General features: G+C 72.7%; 19 protein-coding genes. 16 read left to right on the forward strand and 3 right to left on the reverse strand.

What is annotated here, in order from left to right:
* Positions 1-103 precede the first annotated feature (103 nt).
* The 3 genes from idi to galE form a co-directional block, all read right to left on the reverse strand.
* Positions 104-697 (reverse strand): isopentenyl-diphosphate Delta-isomerase, encoded by a 594-nt coding sequence (gene idi, locus ACZ5FU_RS21145; protein WP_451530927.1) that lies wholly within the window; start codon positions 695-697, stop codon positions 104-106.
* Between the two features lie 216 nt (positions 698-913).
* Positions 914-1,855: a cation diffusion facilitator family transporter gene (locus ACZ5FU_RS21150; protein WP_451530928.1), complete on the reverse strand. Its 942-nt coding sequence runs from the start codon at positions 1,853-1,855 to the stop codon at positions 914-916.
* A gap of 118 nt (positions 1,856-1,973) precedes the next feature.
* Positions 1,974-2,963, reverse strand: a complete 990-nt coding sequence (gene galE / locus ACZ5FU_RS21155; RefSeq protein WP_451530929.1) for a UDP-glucose 4-epimerase GalE — start codon at positions 2,961-2,963, stop codon at positions 1,974-1,976.
* Between the two features lie 301 nt (positions 2,964-3,264).
* Between galE and ACZ5FU_RS21160 the strand changes: the two genes are divergently transcribed.
* The 16 genes from ACZ5FU_RS21160 to ispG all read left to right on the forward strand — a co-directional run bounded on the left by ACZ5FU_RS21160 (position 3,265) and on the right by ispG (position 20,384).
* A complete protein-coding gene (locus ACZ5FU_RS21160) occupies positions 3,265-5,151 on the forward strand; it encodes a DUF5941 domain-containing protein (protein ID WP_468836610.1) in 1,887 nt (628 codons plus the stop codon).
* A complete protein-coding gene (locus ACZ5FU_RS21165) occupies positions 5,148-5,909 on the forward strand; it encodes a phosphocholine cytidylyltransferase family protein (protein WP_451530931.1) in 762 nt (253 codons plus the stop codon). The genes ACZ5FU_RS21160 and ACZ5FU_RS21165 overlap by 4 nt, the downstream gene beginning before the upstream one ends.
* Positions 5,897-6,958 (forward strand): iron-containing alcohol dehydrogenase family protein, encoded by a 1,062-nt coding sequence (locus tag ACZ5FU_RS21170; protein ID WP_468836615.1) that lies wholly within the window; start codon positions 5,897-5,899, stop codon positions 6,956-6,958. Before ACZ5FU_RS21165 ends, ACZ5FU_RS21170 begins: the two co-directional genes overlap by 13 nt.
* Positions 6,936-7,715, forward strand: a complete 780-nt coding sequence (locus ACZ5FU_RS21175; protein ID WP_451530933.1) for a CDP-alcohol phosphatidyltransferase family protein — start codon at positions 6,936-6,938, stop codon at positions 7,713-7,715. The genes ACZ5FU_RS21170 and ACZ5FU_RS21175 overlap by 23 nt, the downstream gene beginning before the upstream one ends.
* A gap of 8 nt (positions 7,716-7,723) precedes the next feature.
* A complete protein-coding gene (locus ACZ5FU_RS21180; RefSeq protein ID WP_451530946.1) occupies positions 7,724-8,596 on the forward strand; it encodes a glycosyltransferase family 2 protein in 873 nt (290 codons plus the stop codon).
* Between the two features lie 97 nt (positions 8,597-8,693).
* Positions 8,694-9,623 carry an ABC transporter permease gene (locus ACZ5FU_RS21185; RefSeq protein WP_451530934.1) on the forward strand — a complete coding sequence of 310 codons (930 nt, stop codon included), beginning with the start codon at positions 8,694-8,696 and terminating at the stop codon, positions 9,621-9,623.
* Entirely contained in the window at positions 9,616-10,395 is a 780-nt protein-coding gene (locus ACZ5FU_RS21190) for an ABC transporter ATP-binding protein (RefSeq protein ID WP_451530935.1), read from the forward strand. The genes ACZ5FU_RS21185 and ACZ5FU_RS21190 overlap by 8 nt, the downstream gene beginning before the upstream one ends.
* A gap of 359 nt (positions 10,396-10,754) precedes the next feature.
* Complete coding sequence (gene hpnC, locus ACZ5FU_RS21195) at positions 10,755-11,648, forward strand: squalene synthase HpnC (RefSeq protein ID WP_451530936.1); 894 nt, start codon at positions 10,755-10,757, stop codon at positions 11,646-11,648.
* Positions 11,645-12,595 (forward strand): presqualene diphosphate synthase HpnD, encoded by a 951-nt coding sequence (gene hpnD, locus ACZ5FU_RS21200; RefSeq protein WP_451781952.1) that lies wholly within the window; start codon positions 11,645-11,647, stop codon positions 12,593-12,595. Before hpnC ends, hpnD begins: the two co-directional genes overlap by 4 nt.
* Entirely contained in the window at positions 12,595-12,744 is a 150-nt protein-coding gene (locus tag ACZ5FU_RS21205) for a DUF6380 family protein (protein ID WP_451530938.1), read from the forward strand. Before hpnD ends, ACZ5FU_RS21205 begins: the two co-directional genes overlap by 1 nt.
* Complete coding sequence (hpnE, locus tag ACZ5FU_RS21210) at positions 12,741-14,270, forward strand: hydroxysqualene dehydroxylase HpnE (RefSeq protein WP_451530939.1); 1,530 nt, start codon at positions 12,741-12,743, stop codon at positions 14,268-14,270. Before ACZ5FU_RS21205 ends, hpnE begins: the two co-directional genes overlap by 4 nt.
* 65 nt (positions 14,271-14,335) lie before the next feature.
* A complete protein-coding gene (locus ACZ5FU_RS21215) occupies positions 14,336-15,409 on the forward strand; it encodes a polyprenyl synthetase family protein (RefSeq protein ID WP_451530940.1) in 1,074 nt (357 codons plus the stop codon).
* A gap of 119 nt (positions 15,410-15,528) precedes the next feature.
* Positions 15,529-17,553, forward strand: a complete 2,025-nt coding sequence (shc, locus tag ACZ5FU_RS21220) for a squalene--hopene cyclase (RefSeq protein WP_451530941.1) — start codon at positions 15,529-15,531, stop codon at positions 17,551-17,553.
* Positions 17,553-18,194, forward strand: a complete 642-nt coding sequence (locus ACZ5FU_RS21225; RefSeq protein ID WP_451781958.1) for a phosphorylase family protein — start codon at positions 17,553-17,555, stop codon at positions 18,192-18,194. Before shc ends, ACZ5FU_RS21225 begins: the two co-directional genes overlap by 1 nt.
* A gap of 5 nt (positions 18,195-18,199) precedes the next feature.
* Complete coding sequence (gene hpnH, locus ACZ5FU_RS21230; RefSeq protein ID WP_451530943.1) at positions 18,200-19,222, forward strand: adenosyl-hopene transferase HpnH; 1,023 nt, start codon at positions 18,200-18,202, stop codon at positions 19,220-19,222.
* Between the two features lie 4 nt (positions 19,223-19,226).
* On the forward strand, positions 19,227-20,384 hold the full coding sequence (gene ispG, locus ACZ5FU_RS21235) for a flavodoxin-dependent (E)-4-hydroxy-3-methylbut-2-enyl-diphosphate synthase (protein ID WP_468836631.1): 1,158 nt from the start codon (positions 19,227-19,229) through the stop codon (positions 20,382-20,384).
* Positions 20,385-20,388: the final 4 nt, after the last annotated feature.

The raw sequence follows: 20,388 nt of genomic DNA on the forward strand, positions 1-20,388 counted from the left end.
CCAGGGCTCCGCCCCGACTCCCTCCTCCGCCTCGCGAGGCACGGCACCGGACCCCGCTCCCGATCCGGCCCGATCCGGCCCGGTCCGAACGAAAGACCCTGCCTCACCAGCCGGCCGAGGGGCCCGTCAGCTCCCGCACCGCCGGCCTGGCCGCGTCCAGCACGGTCATGAACCAGGAGGAGAACACGTCCTTCGCGTGCCGCTCCGCCAGCTCGGCGGGCGTCACGAAGGCCGTGCCGCCGACCTCCTCCGGGTCCGGCCGCAGCGCGGACTGCACCATCCCCACGAACAGGTGGTTGTACTCCTGCTCCACCAGGCCCGAGGCCGGGTCCGGGTGGTTGTAGCGGACCGTGCCCGCCTCCGCCATCAGCGAGGGGGACACCCCCAGCTCCTCGAACGTGCGCCGCGCGGCCGCCGCGAAGGGCGCCTCACCCGGGTAGGGGTGACCGCAGCAGGTGTTGGACCAGACACCGGGGGAGTGGTACTTGCCCAGCGCCCGCTGCTGCAGCAGCAGCCTGCCCCGCTCGTCGAAGAGGAACACCGAGAACGCCCGGTGCAGCCGCCCCGGCGCCTGATGGGCCGAGAGCTTCTCCGCGGTGCCGATGGTCACGCCGTCCTCATCGACCAGTTCCAGCAAAATCGCGTCCGCGGTGCCGTTCGACGACCCGGTCGTCGCGGTGGCAGGTGTGATCGGCATACCCATCCTTAACATCGGTCCTCGCGCCCCCAGTCTGCCGTACGCGCACGGCGCCCCCGGCACTTCCCCGCGAACGCCCGCATGTCCCGCCGCCCGGCGTGACCGCGGCCGTCGCCGCTCCGCCACCGGAAACGGGGCCCGGTGGGTGATCTTGCCCGGCGCCGCGGGCGCGGAACCGCGCGGAACGGATGTGCGAACGCCGGGCCGCCCGGGTCCTCAGTGGCAGAGCCGCGCCTCGTGCTGCGCGTGGCCGCGCGGCTCCAGCTGGAAGGTGCAGTGCGCCACGTCGAAGTGGTCGCCCAGGCAGCCCTGGAGCTCGTGCAGCATCTTCTCGTGGCCGATGGCGTCCAGCACGTCCGAGCGCACCACCACGTGCGCCGACAGCACCGGCATCCCCGAGGTGATCGTCCAGGCGTGCAGGTCGTGCACGTCCTCCACCCCGTCCAGGGCGAGCATGTGGCTGCGCACCTCGGCCATGTCGACGCCCTTCGGGGCCGCCTCCAGCAGCACGTCCAGCGTCTCGCGCAGCAGCTTCACGGTCCGCGGCACGATCATCAGGCCGATGACCAGCGAGGCGACCGGGTCGGCGGCCTGCCAGCCCGTCGTCAGGATCACCACCGCGGACAGCAGCACCGCGACCGAGCCCAACGCGTCCGCCGCCACCTCCAGGAACGCGCCCCGCACGTTGAGGCTGTCGGCCTGCCCGCGCATCAGCAGCGTCAGCGAGACCATGTTGGCCACCAGGCCGATCCCGCCGAACACGAGCATCGCGGCGCCCTCGGTGGGGGCCGGCGTGAAGAACCGCTGCACGGCCTCGTACAGGACGTACCCGCCCACGCCGAGCAGCAGCAGGCAGTTGGCGAGGGCGGCCAGAATCTCGGCGCGGGCGTACCCGAAGGTGCGGTTCCCGGTCGGCGGGCGGGCCGCGAAGTGGATCGCGAGCAGCGCCATGCCCAGCCCGAGCGCGTCGGTCGCCATGTGCGCCGCGTCGGCGATCAGGGCGAGGGAGTCGGCGACCACACCGCCGACGATCTCCACCACCATGACGGTGAGCGTGATCGCCAGCGCGGCGCGCAGCCGGCCGCGGTACGCCGCCGCGGCCGTGCCCGTGACCGGCGCGTGCGTGTGACCGTGCCCGTGATCGTGCCCAGCCCCCATGGGAAACAGCCTCCTGCGATCGGCCCGGGACCCCAGTGAACTACGGGTGCGGGGCATCCGGCAACGCGGCACTGAACACCGTTGTCATCTGCCCTGACCTGCGGAAACGAAGTCCAGGTCAGGCGCCCGCCGACAGCTCGGCCGACCGGTGCAGCCGCCAGCCCCGCCAGGCCGACCCGACCATCTCGCGCACCCCGCGCGAGGCGGTCCAGCCCAGCTCCCGGGCGGCCAGCTCGGCCGAGGCCACCGCGCGCGGCGCGTCCCCGGGGCGGCGCCCCTCGACCACGGCCGGCCGGGCGTCGCCGGTGACCTCGCCGATCAGGGTGACCAGCTCGCGCACCGAGACGCCCTCGCCGCGGCCGATGTTCACCGTCAGGTCGCCGCCCGCGTCCGGCGCGCCGAGCCGGCGGGCCGCCGCGAGATGTGCCTCGGCCAGGTCGGCGACGTGGATGTAGTCCCGTACGCAGGTGCCGTCCGGGGTCGGGTAGTCGTCGCCGAAGATCCGCGGGGCCTCGCCGCGGGTGAGCCGGTCGAAGACCATCGGGACGATGTTGAAGACGCCCGTGTCGGCCAGCGCGGGCTCGGCCGCCCCGGCCACGTTGAAGTAGCGCAGGCACGTCGTCGCCATGCCGTGCGCCTCGCCCGCCGCGCGCACCAGCCACTCCCCGGCGAGCTTGGTCTCGCCGTACGGGTTGACCGGGGCGCAGGGGGTGTCCTCCGTGATGAGGTCCACGTCCGGGTTGCCGTAGACGGCCGCGGACGAGGAGAACAGGAACCGCCGGACACCGGCCCCGGCGGCGGCCTCCAGCAGGGTGACCAGACCCCCGAGGTTCTCCCGGTAGTAGAGCGTGGGCCGCGCCACCGACTCGGCGACCTGCTTGCGGGCCGCCAGGTGCACCACCCCGGTCACCGCGTGCTCGGCCAGCACCCGCTCGAGCAGGCCGGCGTCGAGCGCCGAACCCGTCACCAGGGGCACCTGTGCCGGAAGCCGCGCGGGAACGCCCGCCGACAGGTCGTCCAGGACGACGACGCGTTCGCCGGCGCCGGTCATGGCCCGCGCCACATGTGCCCCTATGTATCCGGCCCCGCCGGTGATCAGCCACGTCATGGCCGCCCACCCTATGCCGAGGTCCCGGGTCCGTGCGCAATGTCGCGGATGTCCGCCGTGGGGGAGCGCGGTTTGTGGGCGGGGCCGCCGATCGCCCATGATGATCTCGGCGAAGGCCGCTCCGAGCGGTGTGGAGCGGACCTGAACGGCCGGTGAACACGGTCTTCCCGGCATCCGATAGCCTCTGCCGAATGCCGCGCGCCCGGTGCCGTCACCGGCGCCGTACAGGGGCGCCCGCCACGCAGAGCCCACCATGCAGAAGACCGGCGCGCACGCGCCGGGCCCCAGGGAGTGAGTTCGGTTGTCGACCGCCATCCTCACCGGTCAGCCGGTCCCCGGTTCGTCGATCGAGGCCGACCTGCGGTCCCTCGGCTTCGACGTCCGGACCGCCGCCGGCGCCGCCGAAGCGGAGACACTGCTCGCCGCCGTCCCGGAGAACCAGCGGGTCGCCGTCGTCGACAGCCGCTTCGTGGGCCACCGGCACGCGCTGCGCCTCGGCCTCACCGACCCCCGCTTCCCGCTCGCCGCGGTCCCCGGCGCCGTCACCGCCCAGCCGGCCGCCCGGCAGGCCCTGACCCGCGCGATGGCCCGCGAGAACTCCGCGAGCGGCGGCACCGCGCACGGCAGTGCCCCCGCACAGGTGAAGCCGGACGCGGGCGACGTGGACGCCCTCGCCGTGCACGGCGCCGCGGACGGCCTCACCGAGGACGGTCTCGCCGACCGCGTCGCCGCCGCCCTCGGCGCCGACGGCGGCGAGGTCCACCGGCCCGAGCTGGGCAGCCTGGTCGCCGCCGTCCCCGCCGACCCGCAGGCCCGCAACGAGGCGCGGCAGGCCGTCGGCGCCGTCGACGACGAGGCCGTACGCCTGAAGTCGGCCGTGAAGGCCCGCGACGGCTTCTTCACGACGTTCTGCATCAGCCCCTACTCGCGCTACCTGGCCCGCTGGTGCGCCCGCCGGGGCCTCACCCCCAACCAGGTCACCACCGCCTCGCTGGTCACGGCCCTGATCGCGGCCGGCTGCGCGGCCACCGGCACCCGCGCCGGCTACGTCGCCGCCGGACTGCTGCTGATCCTCTCCTTCGTGCTGGACTGCACCGACGGCCAGCTCGCCCGCTACTCGCTCCAGTACTCCACCCTCGGGGCCTGGCTGGACGCCACCTTCGACCGGGCCAAGGAGTACGCCTACTACGCGGGCCTCGCCCTCGGGGCGGCCCGCGGCGGCGGCCATGACGATGTATGGGCGCTCGCCCTCGGCGCGATGGTGCTGCAGACCTGCCGGCACGTGGTGGACTTCTCCTTCAACGAGGCCAATCACGACGCCACCGCCAACACCAGCCCCACCGCCGCCCTCTCCGGCAAGCTGGACAGCGTCGGCTGGACGGTCTGGGCGCGCCGGATGATAGTGCTGCCCATCGGTGAACGATGGGCCATGATCGCCGTCCTGACCGCGGCCACCACCCCGCGCGTCACTCTCTCCGTCCTGCTCGTCGGCTGCGCCCTGGCCGCGACGTACACGACCGCGGGCCGCGTCCTGCGCTCGCTGACCCGCAGGGCCAGCCGTACCGACCGGGCCGCGCAGGCCCTCGCCGACCTCGCCGACAGCGGGCCGCTGGCCGGCCCGGCGGCCCGCCTCCTGTCCGGCGCGCCCCGTCCCACGGCCCCCCTGAGCGCCGCCGTCGGTGCCGTCCTCGTCACCCTCGGGGCCTGGCTGTGGGGACCGAGCTGGTGGGTCGTGCTGATGGCCGCCGCCTACGTCCTGCTCTCCGCCGAAGCCGTCGCCCGCCCCCTCAAGGGCGCCCTCGACTGGCTCGTCCCCCCGCTCTTCCGCGCCGCCGAGTACGGCACGGTGCTGATCCTCGCGGCGAAGGCCGACGTGAACGGGGCGCTACCGGCCGCTTTCGGGCTGGTTGCCGCCGTCGCCTACCATCACTACGACACGGTGTACCGCATCCGCGGTGGCGCCGGAGCGCCGCCGGCCTGGCTGGTGCGCGCCGTCGGGGGACAGGAGGGGCGGACGCTGCTGGTGGCCGTGCTCGCCGCGGTGCTCACCGCCGGGCAGTTCACGGTCGCGCTCACGGTTCTCGCCGTGGCCGTCGCCCTCGTGGTGCTCGCCGAGAGCATCCGCTTCTGGGTCGCCGCCCACCGGGCAGGCGCCCCGTCCGTACACGATGAAGGAGAACCCGCATGATCGGCCTCGTGCTGGCGGCCGGCGCCGGACGGCGTCTGCGCCCCTACACCGACAGCCTTCCCAAGGCGCTGGTGCCGGTGGGGCCCGCGGGCATAGAGGGCGGACCCGATGCGGTCACCGTGCTGGACCTGACCCTCGGCAACTTCGCCGAGATCGGTCTGACCGAGGTCGCGGTCATCGTCGGCTACCGCAAGGAGGCCGTGTACGAGCGCAAGGCGGCCCTGGAGGCCAAGTACGGCCTGAAGCTCACCCTGATCGACAACGACAAGGCCGAGGAGTGGAACAACGCCTACTCCCTGTGGTGCGGGCGTGACGCGCTCAAGGACGGCGTGATCCTCGCCAACGGCGACACCGTGCACCCGGTCTCCGTCGAGAAGACCCTGCTCGCCGCCCGCGGCGACGGCAGGCGGATCATCCTCGCGCTCGACACCGTGAAGTCCCTCGCCGACGAGGAGATGAAGGTCGTCGTCGACCCCGCGAAGGGCATGACGAGGATCACCAAGCTCATGGACCCGGCCGAGGCGACCGGCGAGTACATCGGCGTCACCCTCATCGAGGGCGACGCCGCCCCCGAACTGGCCGACGCGCTCAGGACCGTCTGGGAGAAGGACCCCCAGCAGTTCTACGAGCACGGCTACCAGGAGCTGGTGAACCGCGGCTTCCGCATCGACGTGGCGCCGATCGGCGACGTCGCGTGGGTCGAGATCGACAACCACGACGATCTCGCCCGGGGACGGGAGATCGCGTGCCAGTACTGACCCGGCTGATCCCCTCGCCGGTCGTCGTCGACATCCGTCCGGGTGCCCTCGACGACCTCGTCGGGGTCCTCGCCGACGAGCGCATCTCGCACTCGGGCAAGCTCGCCGTCGCCGTCAGCGGCGGCTCGGGCGCCCGGCTGCGCGAGCGCCTCACCCCCGCCCTGTCCGGCGCCACCTGGTACGAGGTGGACGGCGGCACCCTCGACGACGCCGTACGGCTCGCCGGCGACATAAAGGCCGGCCACTACGACGCCGTCGTGGGCCTGGGCGGCGGCAAGATCATCGACTGCGCCAAGTTTGCCGCGGCGCGGGTGGGCCTGCCGCTGGTCGCGGTACCGACGAACCTCGCGCACGACGGACTGTGCTCCCCGGTCGCCACCCTCGACAACGACGCGGGGCGCGGCTCCTACGGGGTGCCGAACCCGATCGCCGTCGTGATCGACCTGGACGTCATCCGGGACGCGCCGGTGCGCTACGTGCGGGCCGGCATCGGTGACGCCGTCTCCAACATCTCCGCGATCGCGGACTGGGAGCTGGCCCACCGGGTCAAGGGCGAGAAGATCGACGGACTGGCCGCCGCCATCGCCCGGCAGGCCGGCGAGGCGGTCCTGCGGCACCCGGGGGGCGTCGGCGACACCGGCTTCCTCCAGGTGCTCGCCGAGGCGCTGGTCCTCAGCGGCATCGCGATGTCGGTGTCCGGGGACTCCCGCCCGTCGTCCGGCGCCTGCCACGAGATCAACCACGCCTTCGACCTGCTCTACCCCAGACGCGCCGCCGCCCACGGCGAGCAGTGCGGACTGGGCGCGGCCTTCGCGATGTACCTGCGCGGAGCCCACGAGGAGTCGGCGTACATGGCCGAGGTGCTGCGCCGGCACGGACTGCCGGTGCTGCCCGACGAGATCGGCTTCACGACGGAGGAGTTCGTCAAGGTCGTGGAGTACGCCCCGCAGACCCGCCCCGGCCGCTACACCATCCTCGAACACCTCGACCTCAAGACCGACCAGATCAAGGACACCTACGCCGACTATGTCAAGGCCATCAGTAGCTGAACTCAGACCGGTCGTCCACCCCGCGGGGGTAAAGGACCGGCGCAGCGGTGAGCATTGGATGGGACGCCTCTACATGCGTGAGGTGTCCCTGCGGGTCGACCGCTATCTGGTCGGCACCAGGGTCACGCCCAACCAGCTCACGTACCTGATGACCGTCTTCGGCGTGCTCGCGGCCCCGGCGCTGCTGGTGCCGGGGATCACGGGCGCGGTGCTCGGCGTGGTCTGCGTCCAGATGTACCTGCTGCTGGACTGCGTCGACGGCGAGATCGCCCGCTGGAAGAAGCAGTACTCCCTCAACGGCGTCTACCTGGACCGGGTCGGCGCCTACCTGACCGACGCCGCCGTGCTGGTCGGCTTCGGCCTGCGCGCCGCCGACCCGTGGGGCACCGGGCGCATCGACTGGCTGTGGGCCTTCCTCGGCACGCTCGCCGCGCTCGGCGCGATCCTGATCAAGGCGGAGACCGACCTCGTGGGCGTCGCCCGCCACCAGGCCGGGAAGCCCCCCGTGCAGGAGGCGGCCGCGGAGATGCGCTCCTCCGGCATGGCACTGGCCCGCCGGGCCGCCGCCATGCTGAAGTTCCACCGCCTCATCCTCGGCATCGAGGCCTCCCTGCTCATCCTGGTCCTGGCGGTCGTGGACCAGATGCGCGGCGACCTCTTCCTCACCCGGCTCGGGGTCGCCGTCCTCGCGGGCATCGCCCTGCTCCAGACCGTGCTGCACCTGGTGTCCATCCTCGCGTCGAGCAGGCTGAAGTGAGCACGCCCATGAAGGTCGGCGCGGTGATCATCACCATGGGCAACCGCCCCGACGAGCTGCGCGCCCTGATCGACTCGATCGCCGAGCAGGACGGCGACCGGGTCGAGGTGGTCGTCGTCGGCAACGGCGCGCCCGTCCCCGACGTCCCCGACGGCGTCCGCACGGTCGAGCTGCCCGAGAACCTCGGCATCCCCGGCGGCCGCAACGTGGGCATCGAGGCGTTCGGCCCGAGCGGGCGCGACGTCGACGTGCTGCTCTTCCTCGACGACGACGGCCTCCTCGCGCACCGCGACACCGCCGAGCTGTGCCGCCGGGCCTTCGAGGAGGACCCGGGGCTCGGCATCATCAGCTTCCGCATCGCCGACCCGGAGACCGGCGTCACCCAGCGCCGTCACGTGCCCCGGCTGCGCGCCTCCGACCCGATGCGCTCCTCCCGCGTCACCACCTTCCTCGGCGGCGCCAACGCGGTGCGCACCCAGGTCCTCGCCGAGGTCGGCGCCCTCCCCGACGCGTTCTTCTACGCCCACGAGGAGACCGACCTGGCCTGGCGGGCCCTCGACGCGGGCTGGATGATCGACTACCGGTCCGACATGGTGCTGCACCACCCGACGACCGCGCCCTCGCGGCACGCCGTCTACCACCGCATGGTCGCCCGCAACCGGGTCTGGCTGGCCCGGCGCAACCTTCCCGCGCCCCTGGTCCCGGTCTACCTCGGCGTGTGGCTGCTGCTCACCCTGCTGCGCCGCCCCTCGCGCCCGGCCCTGAAGGCGTGGTTCGGTGGTTTCCGGGAAGGGTGGACCACATCGTGCGGACCGCGCCGGCCCATGAAGTGGCGTACGGTGTGGCGGCTGACCCGACTGGGCCGGCCTCCCGTCATCTGACAAGCTCGTCCCCGAGGGCCCCGGGCCGTTCCGCGGCCCCCCGGCACGTGCCGGCCCGGTTCAGGCCGCGCATCCCGAAGACGAAAGTTTCCTACTGGTGAGTGAGACAACGCATGACGGCGGAGTCGCGGTGAGCGCGCCGCCGTCGCCCGACGAGGGCCTCACGGCGGAGCAGCTGGCCGCCAGGTACGGGCTGGCCGTGAGCGGCGCCCGGCCCCCGCTGCGGGAGTACGTCCGCCAGCTCTGGGGGCGCCGTCACTTCATCCTGGCCTTCTCCCGGGCGAAGCTGACCGCTCAGTACAGCCAGGCCAAGCTGGGGCAGCTGTGGCAGGTGGCCACGCCGCTGCTGAACGCCGCCGTGTACTTCATGATCTTCGGCGTGATCCTCAACGCCAGCCGCGGCATGGAGAAGGAGGTGTACATCCCGTTCCTCGTCACGGGCGTGTTCGTCTTCACCTTCACCCAGTCCTCGGTGATGAGCGGCGTCCGGGCGATCTCCGGCAACCTCGGCCTGGTCCGCGCCCTGCACTTCCCGCGCGCCTCGCTGCCGGTCTCCTTCGCGCTCCAGCAGCTCCAGCAGCTGCTGTACTCGATGGCCGTGCTGTTCCTGGTGGTGATCGGCTTCGGCAGCTACCCGGACGCCTCCTGGCTCCTGATCGTCCCGGTGCTGGTGCTCCAGTTCTGCTTCAACACCGGCCTGGCCCTGATCTTCGCGCGGGCCGGCGCGAAGACCCCGGACCTGGCGCAGCTGATGCCGTTCGTCATGCGGACCTGGATGTACGCCTCCGGCGTCATGTTCTCCATCCCGGTCTTCCTCGCCGACAAGCCGCAGTGGGTGGCGAACGTCCTCCAGTGGAACCCGGCGGCCGTCTACATGGACCTGATGCGCTTCGCCCTCATCGACCAGTACGGCGCCGAGAACCTGCCCCAGCACGTGTGGGCGGTCGCCGGCGGCTGGGCCGCGCTGTTCGCGATCGGCGGCTTCGTCTACTTCTGGCAGGCGGAGGAGAGGTACGGCCGTGGCTGAGCAGCCGCCGGGCAACCGGGTCCCCACCGTCATCGCCGACGACGTGCACATCGTCTACCGCGTCAACGGCGCCCGGACGGGCAAGGGCAGCGCCACCGCCGCCCTCAGCCGGATCGTCAGGCGAGGCGAGGAGCGGGGGGTGCGCAAGGTGCACGCGGTGCGCGGCGTCTCCTTCGTCGCCCACCGCGGCGAGGCCATCGGCCTGATCGGCTCCAACGGCTCCGGCAAGTCGACGCTGCTGCGCGCCATCGCCGGCCTGCTGCCGCCGGAGAGCGGCAAGGTCTACACCGACGGCCAGCCCTCCCTGCTCGGGGTGAACGCCGCCCTCATGAACGACCTCACCGGCGAGCGCAACATCGTCCTCGGCGGGCTCGCCATGGGCATGTCCCGGGAGCAGATCAAGGAGCGCTACCAGGAGATCGTCGACTTCTCCGGCATCAACGAGAAGGGCGACTTCGTCACCCTGCCCATGCGCACCTACTCCTCCGGCATGTCGGCCCGGCTGCGGTTCTCCATCGCCGCCGCCAAGGACCACGACGTCCTCATGATCGACGAGGCGCTGGCCACCGGTGACGCGAAGTTCCGCAGGCGCTCCGAGGAGCGGATCCGCGAGCTGCGCCGGCAGGCCGGGACGGTGTTCCTGGTCAGCCACAGCAACAAGTCGATCCGCGACACCTGCGACCGCGTGCTGTGGCTGGAACGCGGCGAACTGCGCATGGACGGACCGACCGAAGAGGTCCTCAAGGAGTACGAGAAGTTCACCGGGAAGTGAGCCGGTGCCGCCGGGGCCCCGCCGGAACCTTCCGGTGGGGCCCCGCGTCTGCAAAGGAAGCGTCAACTCCCGCCTGTCGTAGGAATCTTGACGCGAATCGGTGTGTTGTTGTGATGTCCGGGACACCCGCGCGGACCCCGGTGCGTTGTACAACGTAAGCTGTACCGGTCCCGAAACGCGGCAAGTGGGGCGATAATGCGCGACACCCTCGAGCGCCGACGCCGCGCGGGCGGTTGGGCGGCGTGTCCGAAATAGTGGGTGTCGGGTTGTCGGTGTAGAACGGGAGATGTGACGGCAATGGCTACGGAAACTCCCCAGCTCAACGCAGCATGTGCCGTCCCTGTCACGGGCAGTCGGCGATGACGGCGCCGGGCGTCGCGGACACGGAGCGCTCCACCCTCGCCAAGGCCGCCGACGAGAACTTCCCCGTGGCCCCCTTCTTCCTGCCCCGGGCCTGGCGCGAGGACCTGGTCGCCGTGTACGGCTTCGCCCGCCTCGTCGACGACATCGGTGACGGCGACCTCGCGCCCGGCGGCGCCGACGCCCGGCTGCTCGGCGTGCCGGCCGCCGAGGCCGAGGACCGGCTGGTCCTCCTCGACGCCTTCGAGGCCGACCTGCGGCGCGTCTTCGACGGCACGCCCCGCCACCCCCTGCTGCGCCGCCTCCAGCCGACCGTGCGCCGCCGCTCGCTCACCCCCGAGCCCTTCCTCGGCCTGATCGCCGCCAACCGCCAGGACCAGCTCGTCACCCGGTACGAGACCTACGACGACCTGCTGGCCTACTGCGAGCTGTCCGCCAACCCCGTGGGCCGGCTGGTCCTCGCCGTCACCGGCACCACGACCCCCGAGCGCGTCCGCCGCTCCGACGCGGTCTGCACCGCGCTGCAGATCGTCGAGCACCTCCAGGACGTGGCCGAGGACCTCGGCCGCGACCGCGTCTACCTGCCCGCCGCGGACATGAAGCGTTTCCACGTCCAGGAGGCGGACCTCGCCGCCGCGACCGCGGGGGCGTCGGTGCGCGCCCTGGTCGCCTTCGAGGCCCGGCGCGCCGCCGACCTCCTGGACGAGGGCGCCCCCCTCGTGGGCAGCGTCCACGGACGGCTGAGGCTGCTGCTCGCGGGCTTCGTGGCCGGCGGCAGGGCGGCGCTCCACGCGATCGCCGCCGCCCACCACGACGTCCTTCCCGGCCCGCCCAGGCCCGGCAAGCTCCGGCTGCTGCGCGAGGTGGGCACGACCCTGCGAGGAGAGGGGTGATCCGGACCGTGGACTCTCCGCCACCCGTGTCCGCACCGGTGCTCGCCGCCTACGGCTACTGCGAGACCGTCACCGGACAGCAGGCGCGCAACTTCGCCTACGGCATCCGGCTGCTGCCCACCGCGAAGCGCCGCGCCATGTCGGCGCTGTACGCGTTCTCGCGCCGCGTCGACGACATCGGTGACGGCGCGCTGGACGGCCGGGTCAAGAGCGCCCGGCTGCAGGACACGCGCGCGCTGCTCACCCGGGTCCGCGCGGGCGAGGTCGAGGAGGACGACACCGACCCCGTCGCGGTCGCCCTCGCGCACGCCGCCCGGACCTTCCCGATCCCGCTGGGCGGCCTGGACGAGCTGATCGACGGCGTCCTGATGGACGTCCGCGGCGAGACCTACGAGACCTGGGACGACCTGAAGACGTACTGCCGCTGCGTGGCGGGTGCCATCGGACGGCTCTCCCTCGGCGTCTTCGGCACCGAACCCGGAGCACGCGGCGCCGAACGGGCGCCGGAGTACGCCGACACCCTCGGCCTCGCCCTCCAGCTGACCAACATCCTGCGGGACGTCCGCGAGGACGCCGTCGGCGGGCGCACCTACCTGCCCGCCGACGACCTCGCCAAGTTCGGCTGCTCGGCCGGCTTCGACGGGCCGACGCCGCCGGAGGGATCCGACTTCGCGGGCCTCGTGCACTTCGAGGTGCGGCGCGCCCGCGCCCTGTTCGCCGAGGGCTACCGGCTGCTCCCCCTGCTCGACCGGCGCAGCGGCGCCTGCGTCGCCGCCATGGCCGGCATCTACCGCCGCCTGCTGGACCGCATCGAGCGCGACCCCGGGGCCGTCCTGCGCGGCCGGGTCTCCCTGCCCGGCCGGGAGAAGGCCTACGTCGCCGTCCGCGGCCTCTCCGGCCTGGACACCCGCCACGTGTCCCGGCTGACCGGCAGGAGGCCGATCTGATGGACCCACAAGGCGATGCGGACCACGGTGACGTCACCGGCGGGAAACGGCACGCAACCCTCCGCCGCGACGCCGCGTCCCTGACGGCGACGGCACGCCGTACCGGGTCCGACCGGCAGGGCGGGCGCGCAGGGGAGGGCGCACGATGAGCGACGAGCCGGGCTCCGGCATCCCGGAGACCTCCGGGCGGGACGCCGTCGTGATCGGCGGCGGGCTCGCCGGCGTCACCGCCGCGCTCGCGCTCGCCGACGCGGGCGCGCGCGTCACCCTGCTCGAGGGCCGGCCCCGGCTCGGCGGCCTGGCGTTCTCCTTCCGGCGCGACGGACTCACCGTCGACAACGGCCAGCACGTCTACCTGCGCTGCTGCACCGCCTACCGCTGGTTCCTCGACCGCATCGGGGGCGCCGCGCTGGCGCCGCTGCAGGACCGGCTCGACGTGCCCGTCGTCGACCTCGACAAGCCCGCGGGGCGACGGCTCGGCAGACTGCGGCGCGACGCGCTGCCCGTCCCCCTCCACCTGGGCCGCAGCCTCGCCACCTATCCACACCTCTCGCTCGCCGAACGCGCCTCGGTCGGCCGGGCCGCGCTCGCGCTCAAGGGCCTCGACCTCACCGACCCCGCCCTGGACTCCCAGGACTTCGGCGGCTGGCTGGCCGCCCACGGGCAGTCGCCGCGGGCCGTGGAGGCCCTGTGGGACCTGGTCGGGGTCGCCACCCTCAACGCGGTCGCCGGCGACACCTCCCTGGCACTGGCCGCGATGGTGTTCAAGACCGGCCTGCTGTCCGACCCGGGCGCCGCCGACATCGGCTGGGCCCACGTCCCGCTGGGCGAACTCCACGACCGGCTGGCCCGCGAGGCCCTCGACTCCGCGGGCGTGCGCACCGAGGTCCGTGCCCGCGTCACGGCCGTCTCGGCCGCCGCCGACGGCACGTGGACCGTCCGCGCTCCCGGCGTGCCCGGCGAGACGCTCCGCGCGGACGCCGTCGTGCTCGCCGTACCGCAGCGCGAGGCCCACGGCCTGCTGCCGGCCGGGGCGCTCGACGCCCCCGAGCGGCTCCTGGAGATCGGCACGGCGCCGATCCTGAACGTGCACGTCGTCTACGACCGCAAGGTGCTCGGCGTCCCCTTCCTCGCCGCCCTCGGCACCCCCGTGCAGTGGGTCTTCGACCGCACCGGCGCCTCCGGGCTGCGCGAGGGCCAGTACCTCGCCCTGTCGCAGTCCGCCGCGCAGGACGACATCGACGCGCCCGTCGCCGCCCTGCGCGAGCGCTACCTGCCCGAGCTGGAACGGCTGCTGCCGGGCACCCGCGGCGCGACGGTGCGGGACTTCTTCGTGACCCGGGAGCGCACGGCCACCTTCGCTCCCGCCCCCGGCGTCGGACGGCTCAGGCCCGGCGCCCGCACCAAGTCACCCGGCCTGTACCTGGCCGGGGCGTGGACCGCCACCGGGTGGCCCGCGACCATGGAGAGCGCGGTCCGCAGCGGCGTGAGCGCGGCGGACGCCGCCCTCGCCGCGCTCGGCCGGCCCCGCCCCCGCCACCTCTTCGCGTTCGAGGAGGCGGCCCACTGCATCGTCCCGGAGGACGCTGCGTCCGACAGCGGCCGCGCCGCGGGCCGGGCCCCCGGCCGAGAACCGGAGGGCCCCGGTGTTCCCCTGCGAGGTGGGACCCGGTGACGTTCGATCAGCACGGCCCGGCACACCCCCGCACGCCCTCCGGTACCGCGACAAGAGGAGAAACTGTGCCCACTGTGCCCCCGGTCGAGAAGACCGCAAGGAGGACCGCGGTGGACGTGACCGCACTGCTGGAGCGCGGCCGGACCCTGGCCACACCGGTGCTGCGCGCGGCCGTCGACCGCCTGGCGTCTCCGATGGACACGGTCGCCGCCTACCACTTCGGCTGGATCGACGCCCAGGGCAACCCGACCGACGGGGACGGCGGCAAGGCCGTACGCCCCGCGCTCGCCGTGCTCTCCGCCGAGGTCACCGGTGCCGCGCCCGAGGTGGGCGTGCCCGGCGCGGTCGCCGTCGAACTGGTCCACAACTTCTCGCTCCTGCACGACGACCTGATGGACGGCGACGAGCAGCGCCGCCACCGCGACACCGTCTGGAAGGTGCACGGTCCCGCCCAGGCCATCCTGGTCGGCGACGCGCTGTTCGCCCTGGCGGGCGAGGTCCTCCTCGAACTCGGCACGGTCGAGGCGGGCCGGGCCGCCCGGCGACTGACCGCCGCCAGCCGCGCCCTGATCGACGGCCAGGCCCAGGACATCTCCTACGAGCACCGCGACCGCGTCAGCGTCGCGGAGTGCCTGGAGATGGAGGGCAACAAGACCGGCGCCCTGCTGGCCTGCGCCAGCTCCGTCGGCGCCGTGCTCGGCGGCGCCGACGCGCACACCGCCGACAGCCTGGAGCGCTACGGCCACCACCTCGGCCTGGCCTTCCAGGCCGTCGACGACCTCCTCGGCATCTGGGGCGACCCGGAGGCCACCGGCAAGCAGACCTGGAGCGACCTGCGCCAGCGCAAGAAGTCCCTGCCGGTCGTGGCCGCGCTCGACGCCGGCGGCCCCGCCTCCGAACGGCTCGGGGAGATGCTCGCCGCCGACGCCGAGCGCAGCGACTTCGCGAACTTCTCCGAGGAGGAGTTCGCGGCCCGTGCCGCGCTCATCGAGGAGGCCGGCGGCCGCGAGTGGACCGCCGAGGAGGCACGCCGTCAGCACGCCGTCGCCCTCGAGGCCCTGAACGCCGTCGACATGCCCGAGCAGGTGCGGGAACGGTTCACGGCGCTCGCCGACTTCGTCGTCGTACGAAAGAGATGATCACTATCGGTCGAATAACCCTCGCGTAGTCGCCGGCCGGTGTCGCGGGAAGAGACGCACCGGCCGACGGCGGACCCACAGCAGACGCAACGCCATGCACACTGCACGAAGGGGAAGCCATGACAGCGACGACCGACGGAAGCGCCGGGGCCCTCCCGCCCCGCGCTGCCGCGGCCAGCGAAACCCGTATCGACGTCCACATCGACATCCCCGCGGCGGCCGGGGTACAGGAAGCCGCCGTGCGCGCCGTAAGGCGCGCGACCGACCTCCTGCTCGCCCGGCAGGACATCGAGGGCTGGTGGAAGGGCGACCTCGAGACGAACGTCACGATGGACGCCGAGGACCTGCTGCTCCGTCAGTTCCTGGGCATCCGGGACGAGGCGACCACCCGCGCCGCCGCCCTGTTCATCAGGGGCGAGCAGCGCGAGGACGGCACCTGGGCCACCTTCCACGGCGGCCCCGGCGACCTGTCCGCCACCGTCGAGGCCTACGTCGCCCTGCGGCTGGCCGGGGACGAGCCGGACGCGCCGCACATGGCGAGGGCCTCCGCCTGGGTCCGCGACCGGGGCGGGATCGCCGCGGCCCGGGTCTTCACCCGGATCTGGCTGGCGCTGTTCGGCTGGTGGAAGTGGGAGGACCTGCCCGAACTCCCCCCGGAACTGCTGTACTTCCCCAGATGGTTCCCGCTCAGCATCTACAACTTCGGCTGCTGGGCCCGGCAGACCATCGTGCCGCTCACCGTCGTCTCGGCCAAGCGCCCGGTGCGCCCGGCGCCCTTCGGACTCGACGAGCTGCACACCGACCCGGCCGACCCCAACCCGCCCGGACCGCCGGCACCGCTGGCCAGCTGGGACGGGCTGTTCCAGCGGCTGGACAAGGTCGTGCGCGGCTACCGCGCGGTCGCGGTGCGCAGACTGCGCAGGGCCGCCCTCAACTCGGCCGCCCGCTGGATCATCGAGCGGCAGGAGAACGACGGCTGCTGGGGCGGCATCCAGCCGCCCGCCGTGTACTCGATCATCGCCCTGTACCTGCTCGGCTACGACCTCGAACACCCCGTGATGCGGGAGGGACTGAAGTCGCTGGACCGGTACGCGGTGTGGCGCGAGGACGGGGCCCGCATGGTCGAGGCCTGCCAGTCGCCTGTGTGGGACACCTGCCTGGCCACCATCGCGCTGGCCGACGCGGGGGTGCCGGCCGACCACCCCCAACTGGTCAAGGCCGCCGACTGGATGCTGGGCGAACAGGTCGTGCGGCCCGGCGACTGGTCCGTGCGACGGCCCGGACTGCCGCCCGGGGGATGGGCGTTCGAGTTCCACAACGACAACTACCCCGACATCGACGACACCGCCGAGGTGGTCCTCGCGCTGCGCCGGGTCCGCCACCACGACCCGGAGCGGGTGGAGAAGGCGATCGGCCGCGGGGTGCGCTGGAACCTGGGCATGCAGTCGAGGAACGGCGCCTGGGGGGCGTTCGACGTCGACAACACCAGCCCCTTCCCCAACCGGCTGCCGTTCTGCGACTTCGGGGAGGTCATCGACCCGCCGTCGGCGGACGTCACCGCGCACGTCGTCGAGATGCTCGCCTTCGAGGGGCTCTCCCGCGACCCGCGCACCCGGCGCGGCATCACCTGGCTGCTCGCCGAACAGGAGCCCGACGGTTCGTGGTTCGGGCGCTGGGGCGTCAACTACCTGTACGGCACCGGCTCGGTGGTGCCCGCGCTCGTCGCCGCCGGACTCTCCGTCCGGCACCCGGCGATCCGGCGGGCGGTCGCCTGGCTGGAGCGCGTCCAGAACGACGACGGCGGCTGGGGCGAGGACCTGCGCTCCTACGACGACCGGGCGAAGTGGAGCGGCCGGGGCGCCTCGACCGCCTCGCAGACGGCCTGGGCGCTGATGGCGCTGCTGGCGGCGGGGGAGAGGGACTCGAAAGCCGTCGAGCGGGGCGTCGCCTGGCTCGCCGGGACCCAGCGCGAGGACGGCTCCTGGGACGAGCCCCAGTTCACCGGCACCGGCTTCCCCTGGGACTTCTCCATCAACTACCACCTGTACCGGCAGGTCTTCCCGCTGACCGCGCTCGGCCGGTACGTCCACGGCGAGCCCGCCGCCCCGAAGACACCGGCTCCCCCCGAGGCCGAGGGGAACTGATGAACACGCGGCCCGCCCCCGCCCCGCTGCTGATCGCCTGCGCGCTCGGCATCGAGCACCTCGCCCTGCGCATGGGCGACCGCGGCGGGGCGGGCGGGCCGGTGACCGTCCTGCGCACCGGGATGGGACCGAAGGCGGCCGAGCGCTCCGTGACCCGGGTCCTCGGCGACCCGGTGCTCGGCGGAGCGGTCGTGCTCGCCACCGGCTTCTGCGCGGGACTGGCCCCCGGTATGCACCCCGGCGACCTGGTGGTCGCCGAGGAGACCCGCGACCCGCGCGGCACCGTGCCGTGCGTGAACACCGAACTGCTCGTCAAGGAACTCGTGCGCACCCTGCCCGGGCGCACCGTCCACACAGGCCCCCTGACCGGCTCCGACCACGTGGTGCGCGGACCGGAGCGGTCCGACCTGCTCGCCACCGGCGCGATCGCGGTCGACATGGAGTCGGCGGCCACGCTCCTGAGCGCCGTCCGTACGGGCGCGCGCCCGGTTGCGGCCGTCCGGGTGGTCGTGGACGCTCCTGAACATGAACTCGTCCGGATCGGCACGGTGCGCGGTGGAATATCGGCTTTCCGCGTCCTTCGTTCCGTCCTGCCCGCATTCTTCGAATGGCACCGCAACGTGCTGCTCCCCCGGAGGTGAGCCAGATGGCCATGCCGCTGCGCCAGTCCATCAAGGTCGCTACTTACCTGGCTGAACAAAAGCTCCGCAAGCGGGAGAAGTTCCCGCTCATCGTCGAGCTGGAACCGCTCTTCGCCTGCAACCTCAAGTGCGAGGGCTGCGGCAAGATCCAGCACCCGGCGGGAGTGCTCAAACAGCGCATGCCGGTCGCCCAGGCCGTGGGGGCGGTGCTCGAATCCGGCGCGCCCATGGTGTCGATCGCCGGCGGCGAACCGCTGATGCACCCTCAGATCCACGAGATCGTCCGCCAGTTGGTGGAGAGAAGAAAGTTCGTCTTCCTCTGCACCAACGCGCTGCTGATGCGCAAGAAGATGGACAGGTTCACGCCCTCGCCCTACTTCGCGTTCGCCGTGCACATCGACGGGCTGCGCGAGCGGCACGACGAGTCGGTCGCCAAGGAGGGCGTGTTCGACGAGGCCGTGGAGGCGATCAAGGAGGCCAAGCGGCGCGGCTTCCGGGTCACCACCAACTCGACCTTCTTCAACACCGACACCCCGCAGACCATCGTCGAGGTGCTCGACTTCCTCAACGACGACCTCAAGGTCGACGAGATGATGATCTCGCCCGCCTACGCCTACGAGAAGGCCCCCGACCAGGAGCACTTCCTCGGCGTGGAACAGACCCGCGAGCTGTTCAAGAAGGCCTTCTCCGGCGGCAACCGGCTCCGCTGGCGGCTCAACCACTCGCCGCTCTTCCTGGACTTCCTGGAGGGCAAGGTCGACTTCCCGTGCACGGCCTGGGCGATCCCGAACTACTCCCTCTTCGGCTGGCAGCGCCCCTGCTACCTGATGAGCGACGGCTACGTGCCGACGTACCGCGAGCTGATCGAGGAGACCGACTGGGACAAGTACGGCCGCGGCAAGGACCCGCGCTGCGCCAACTGCATGGCGCACTGCGGCTACGAGCCCACCGCCGTCCTCGCCACCATGGGCTCGCTCAAGGAGTCGCTGCGCGCCCTGCGCGAGACGGTCTCCGGGAACAGGGAGTGAGGCCGTGACCGCCGTCTCCCTGGGCGTCCCCGAGGTGCCGCCCCGGCCGGTCGCCGAGCGCCGCAGGAGCCGGCGGATCCAGGTCGGGTCCGTGGCGGTGGGCGGGGACGCTCCCGTCTCGGTGCAGTCGATGACGACGACGCGGACCTCGGACATCGGGGCGACGCTGCAGCAGATCGCGGAGCTGACGGCGGCGGGCTGTCAGATCGTGCGGGTGGCGTGTCCGACGCAGGACGACGCGGACGCGCTGGCGACGATCGCGCGCAAGTCGCAGCTGCCGGTGATCGCGGACATCCACTTCCAGCCCAAGTACGTGTTCGCCGCGATCGAGGCGGGCTGCGCGGCGGTGCGGGTCAACCCGGGCAACATCAAGCAGTTCGACGACAAGGTCAAGGAGATCGCGAAGGCGGCCAACGAGCACGGCACCCCGATCCGCATCGGCGTCAACGCCGGCTCGCTGGACCGCCGACTGCTGCAGAAGTACGGCAGGGCCACCCCGGAGGCGCTGGTGGAGTCGGCGCTGTGGGAGGCGTCGCTGTTCGAGGAGCACGACTTCCGCGACATCAAGATCTCCGTCAAGCACAACGACCCGGTCGTGATGATCGAGGCCTACCGCCAGCTCGCCGCCCAGTGCGACTACCCCCTCCACCTCGGCGTCACCGAGGCCGGCCCCGCCTTCCAGGGCACCGTCAAGTCGGCCGTCGCCTTCGGCGCCCTGCTCTCGCAGGGCATCGGCGACACCATCCGCGTCTCCCTCTCCGCCCCGCCGGTGGAGGAGGTCAAGGTCGGCAACCAGATCCTGGAGTCCCTCAACCTCAAGCAGCGCGGACTGGAGATCGTCTCCTGCCCGTCCTGCGGCCGCGCCCAGGTCGACGTGTACAAACTGGCCGAGGAGGTCACCGCGGGCCTGGAGGGCATGGAGGTCCCGCTGCGGGTCGCGGTCATGGGCTGTGTCGTCAACGGCCCCGGCGAGGCGCGCGAGGCCGACCTCGGAGTGGCCTCCGGCAACGGCAAGGGCCAGATCTTCGTCAAGGGCGAGGTCATCAAGACCGTCCCCGAGTCCAAGATCGTGGAGACCCTCATCGAGGAGGCCATGAAGATCGCCGAACAGATGGAATCCGACGGCGCCGTCCCGGGGGAGCCGGCCGTCACCGTGAGTTGAACAG

It is taken from the genome of Streptomyces sp. NPDC031554, from assembly GCF_055580685.1.

Coding starts and splice junctions, on each gene's coding strand:
- idi (WP_451530927.1), bottom strand. CDS start 697: ATGCCGATCACACCTGCCACCGCGACGACCGGGTCGTCGAACGGCACC.
- ACZ5FU_RS21150 (WP_451530928.1), bottom strand. CDS start 1,855: ATGGGGGCTGGGCACGATCACGGGCACGGTCACACGCACGCGCCGGTC.
- galE (WP_451530929.1), bottom strand. CDS start 2,963: ATGACGTGGCTGATCACCGGCGGGGCCGGATACATAGGGGCACATGTG.
- ACZ5FU_RS21165 (WP_451530931.1), top strand. CDS start 5,148: ATGATCGGCCTCGTGCTGGCGGCCGGCGCCGGACGGCGTCTGCGCCCC.
- ACZ5FU_RS21175 (WP_451530933.1), top strand. CDS start 6,936: ATGTCAAGGCCATCAGTAGCTGAACTCAGACCGGTCGTCCACCCCGCG.
- ACZ5FU_RS21180 (WP_451530946.1), top strand. CDS start 7,724: ATGAAGGTCGGCGCGGTGATCATCACCATGGGCAACCGCCCCGACGAG.
- hpnC (WP_451530936.1), top strand. CDS start 10,755: ATGACGGCGCCGGGCGTCGCGGACACGGAGCGCTCCACCCTCGCCAAG.
- ACZ5FU_RS21205 (WP_451530938.1), top strand. CDS start 12,595: ATGGACCCACAAGGCGATGCGGACCACGGTGACGTCACCGGCGGGAAA.
- hpnE (WP_451530939.1), top strand. CDS start 12,741: ATGAGCGACGAGCCGGGCTCCGGCATCCCGGAGACCTCCGGGCGGGAC.
- shc (WP_451530941.1), top strand. CDS start 15,529: ATGACAGCGACGACCGACGGAAGCGCCGGGGCCCTCCCGCCCCGCGCT.
- ACZ5FU_RS21225 (WP_451781958.1), top strand. CDS start 17,553: ATGAACACGCGGCCCGCCCCCGCCCCGCTGCTGATCGCCTGCGCGCTC.
- hpnH (WP_451530943.1), top strand. CDS start 18,200: ATGGCCATGCCGCTGCGCCAGTCCATCAAGGTCGCTACTTACCTGGCT.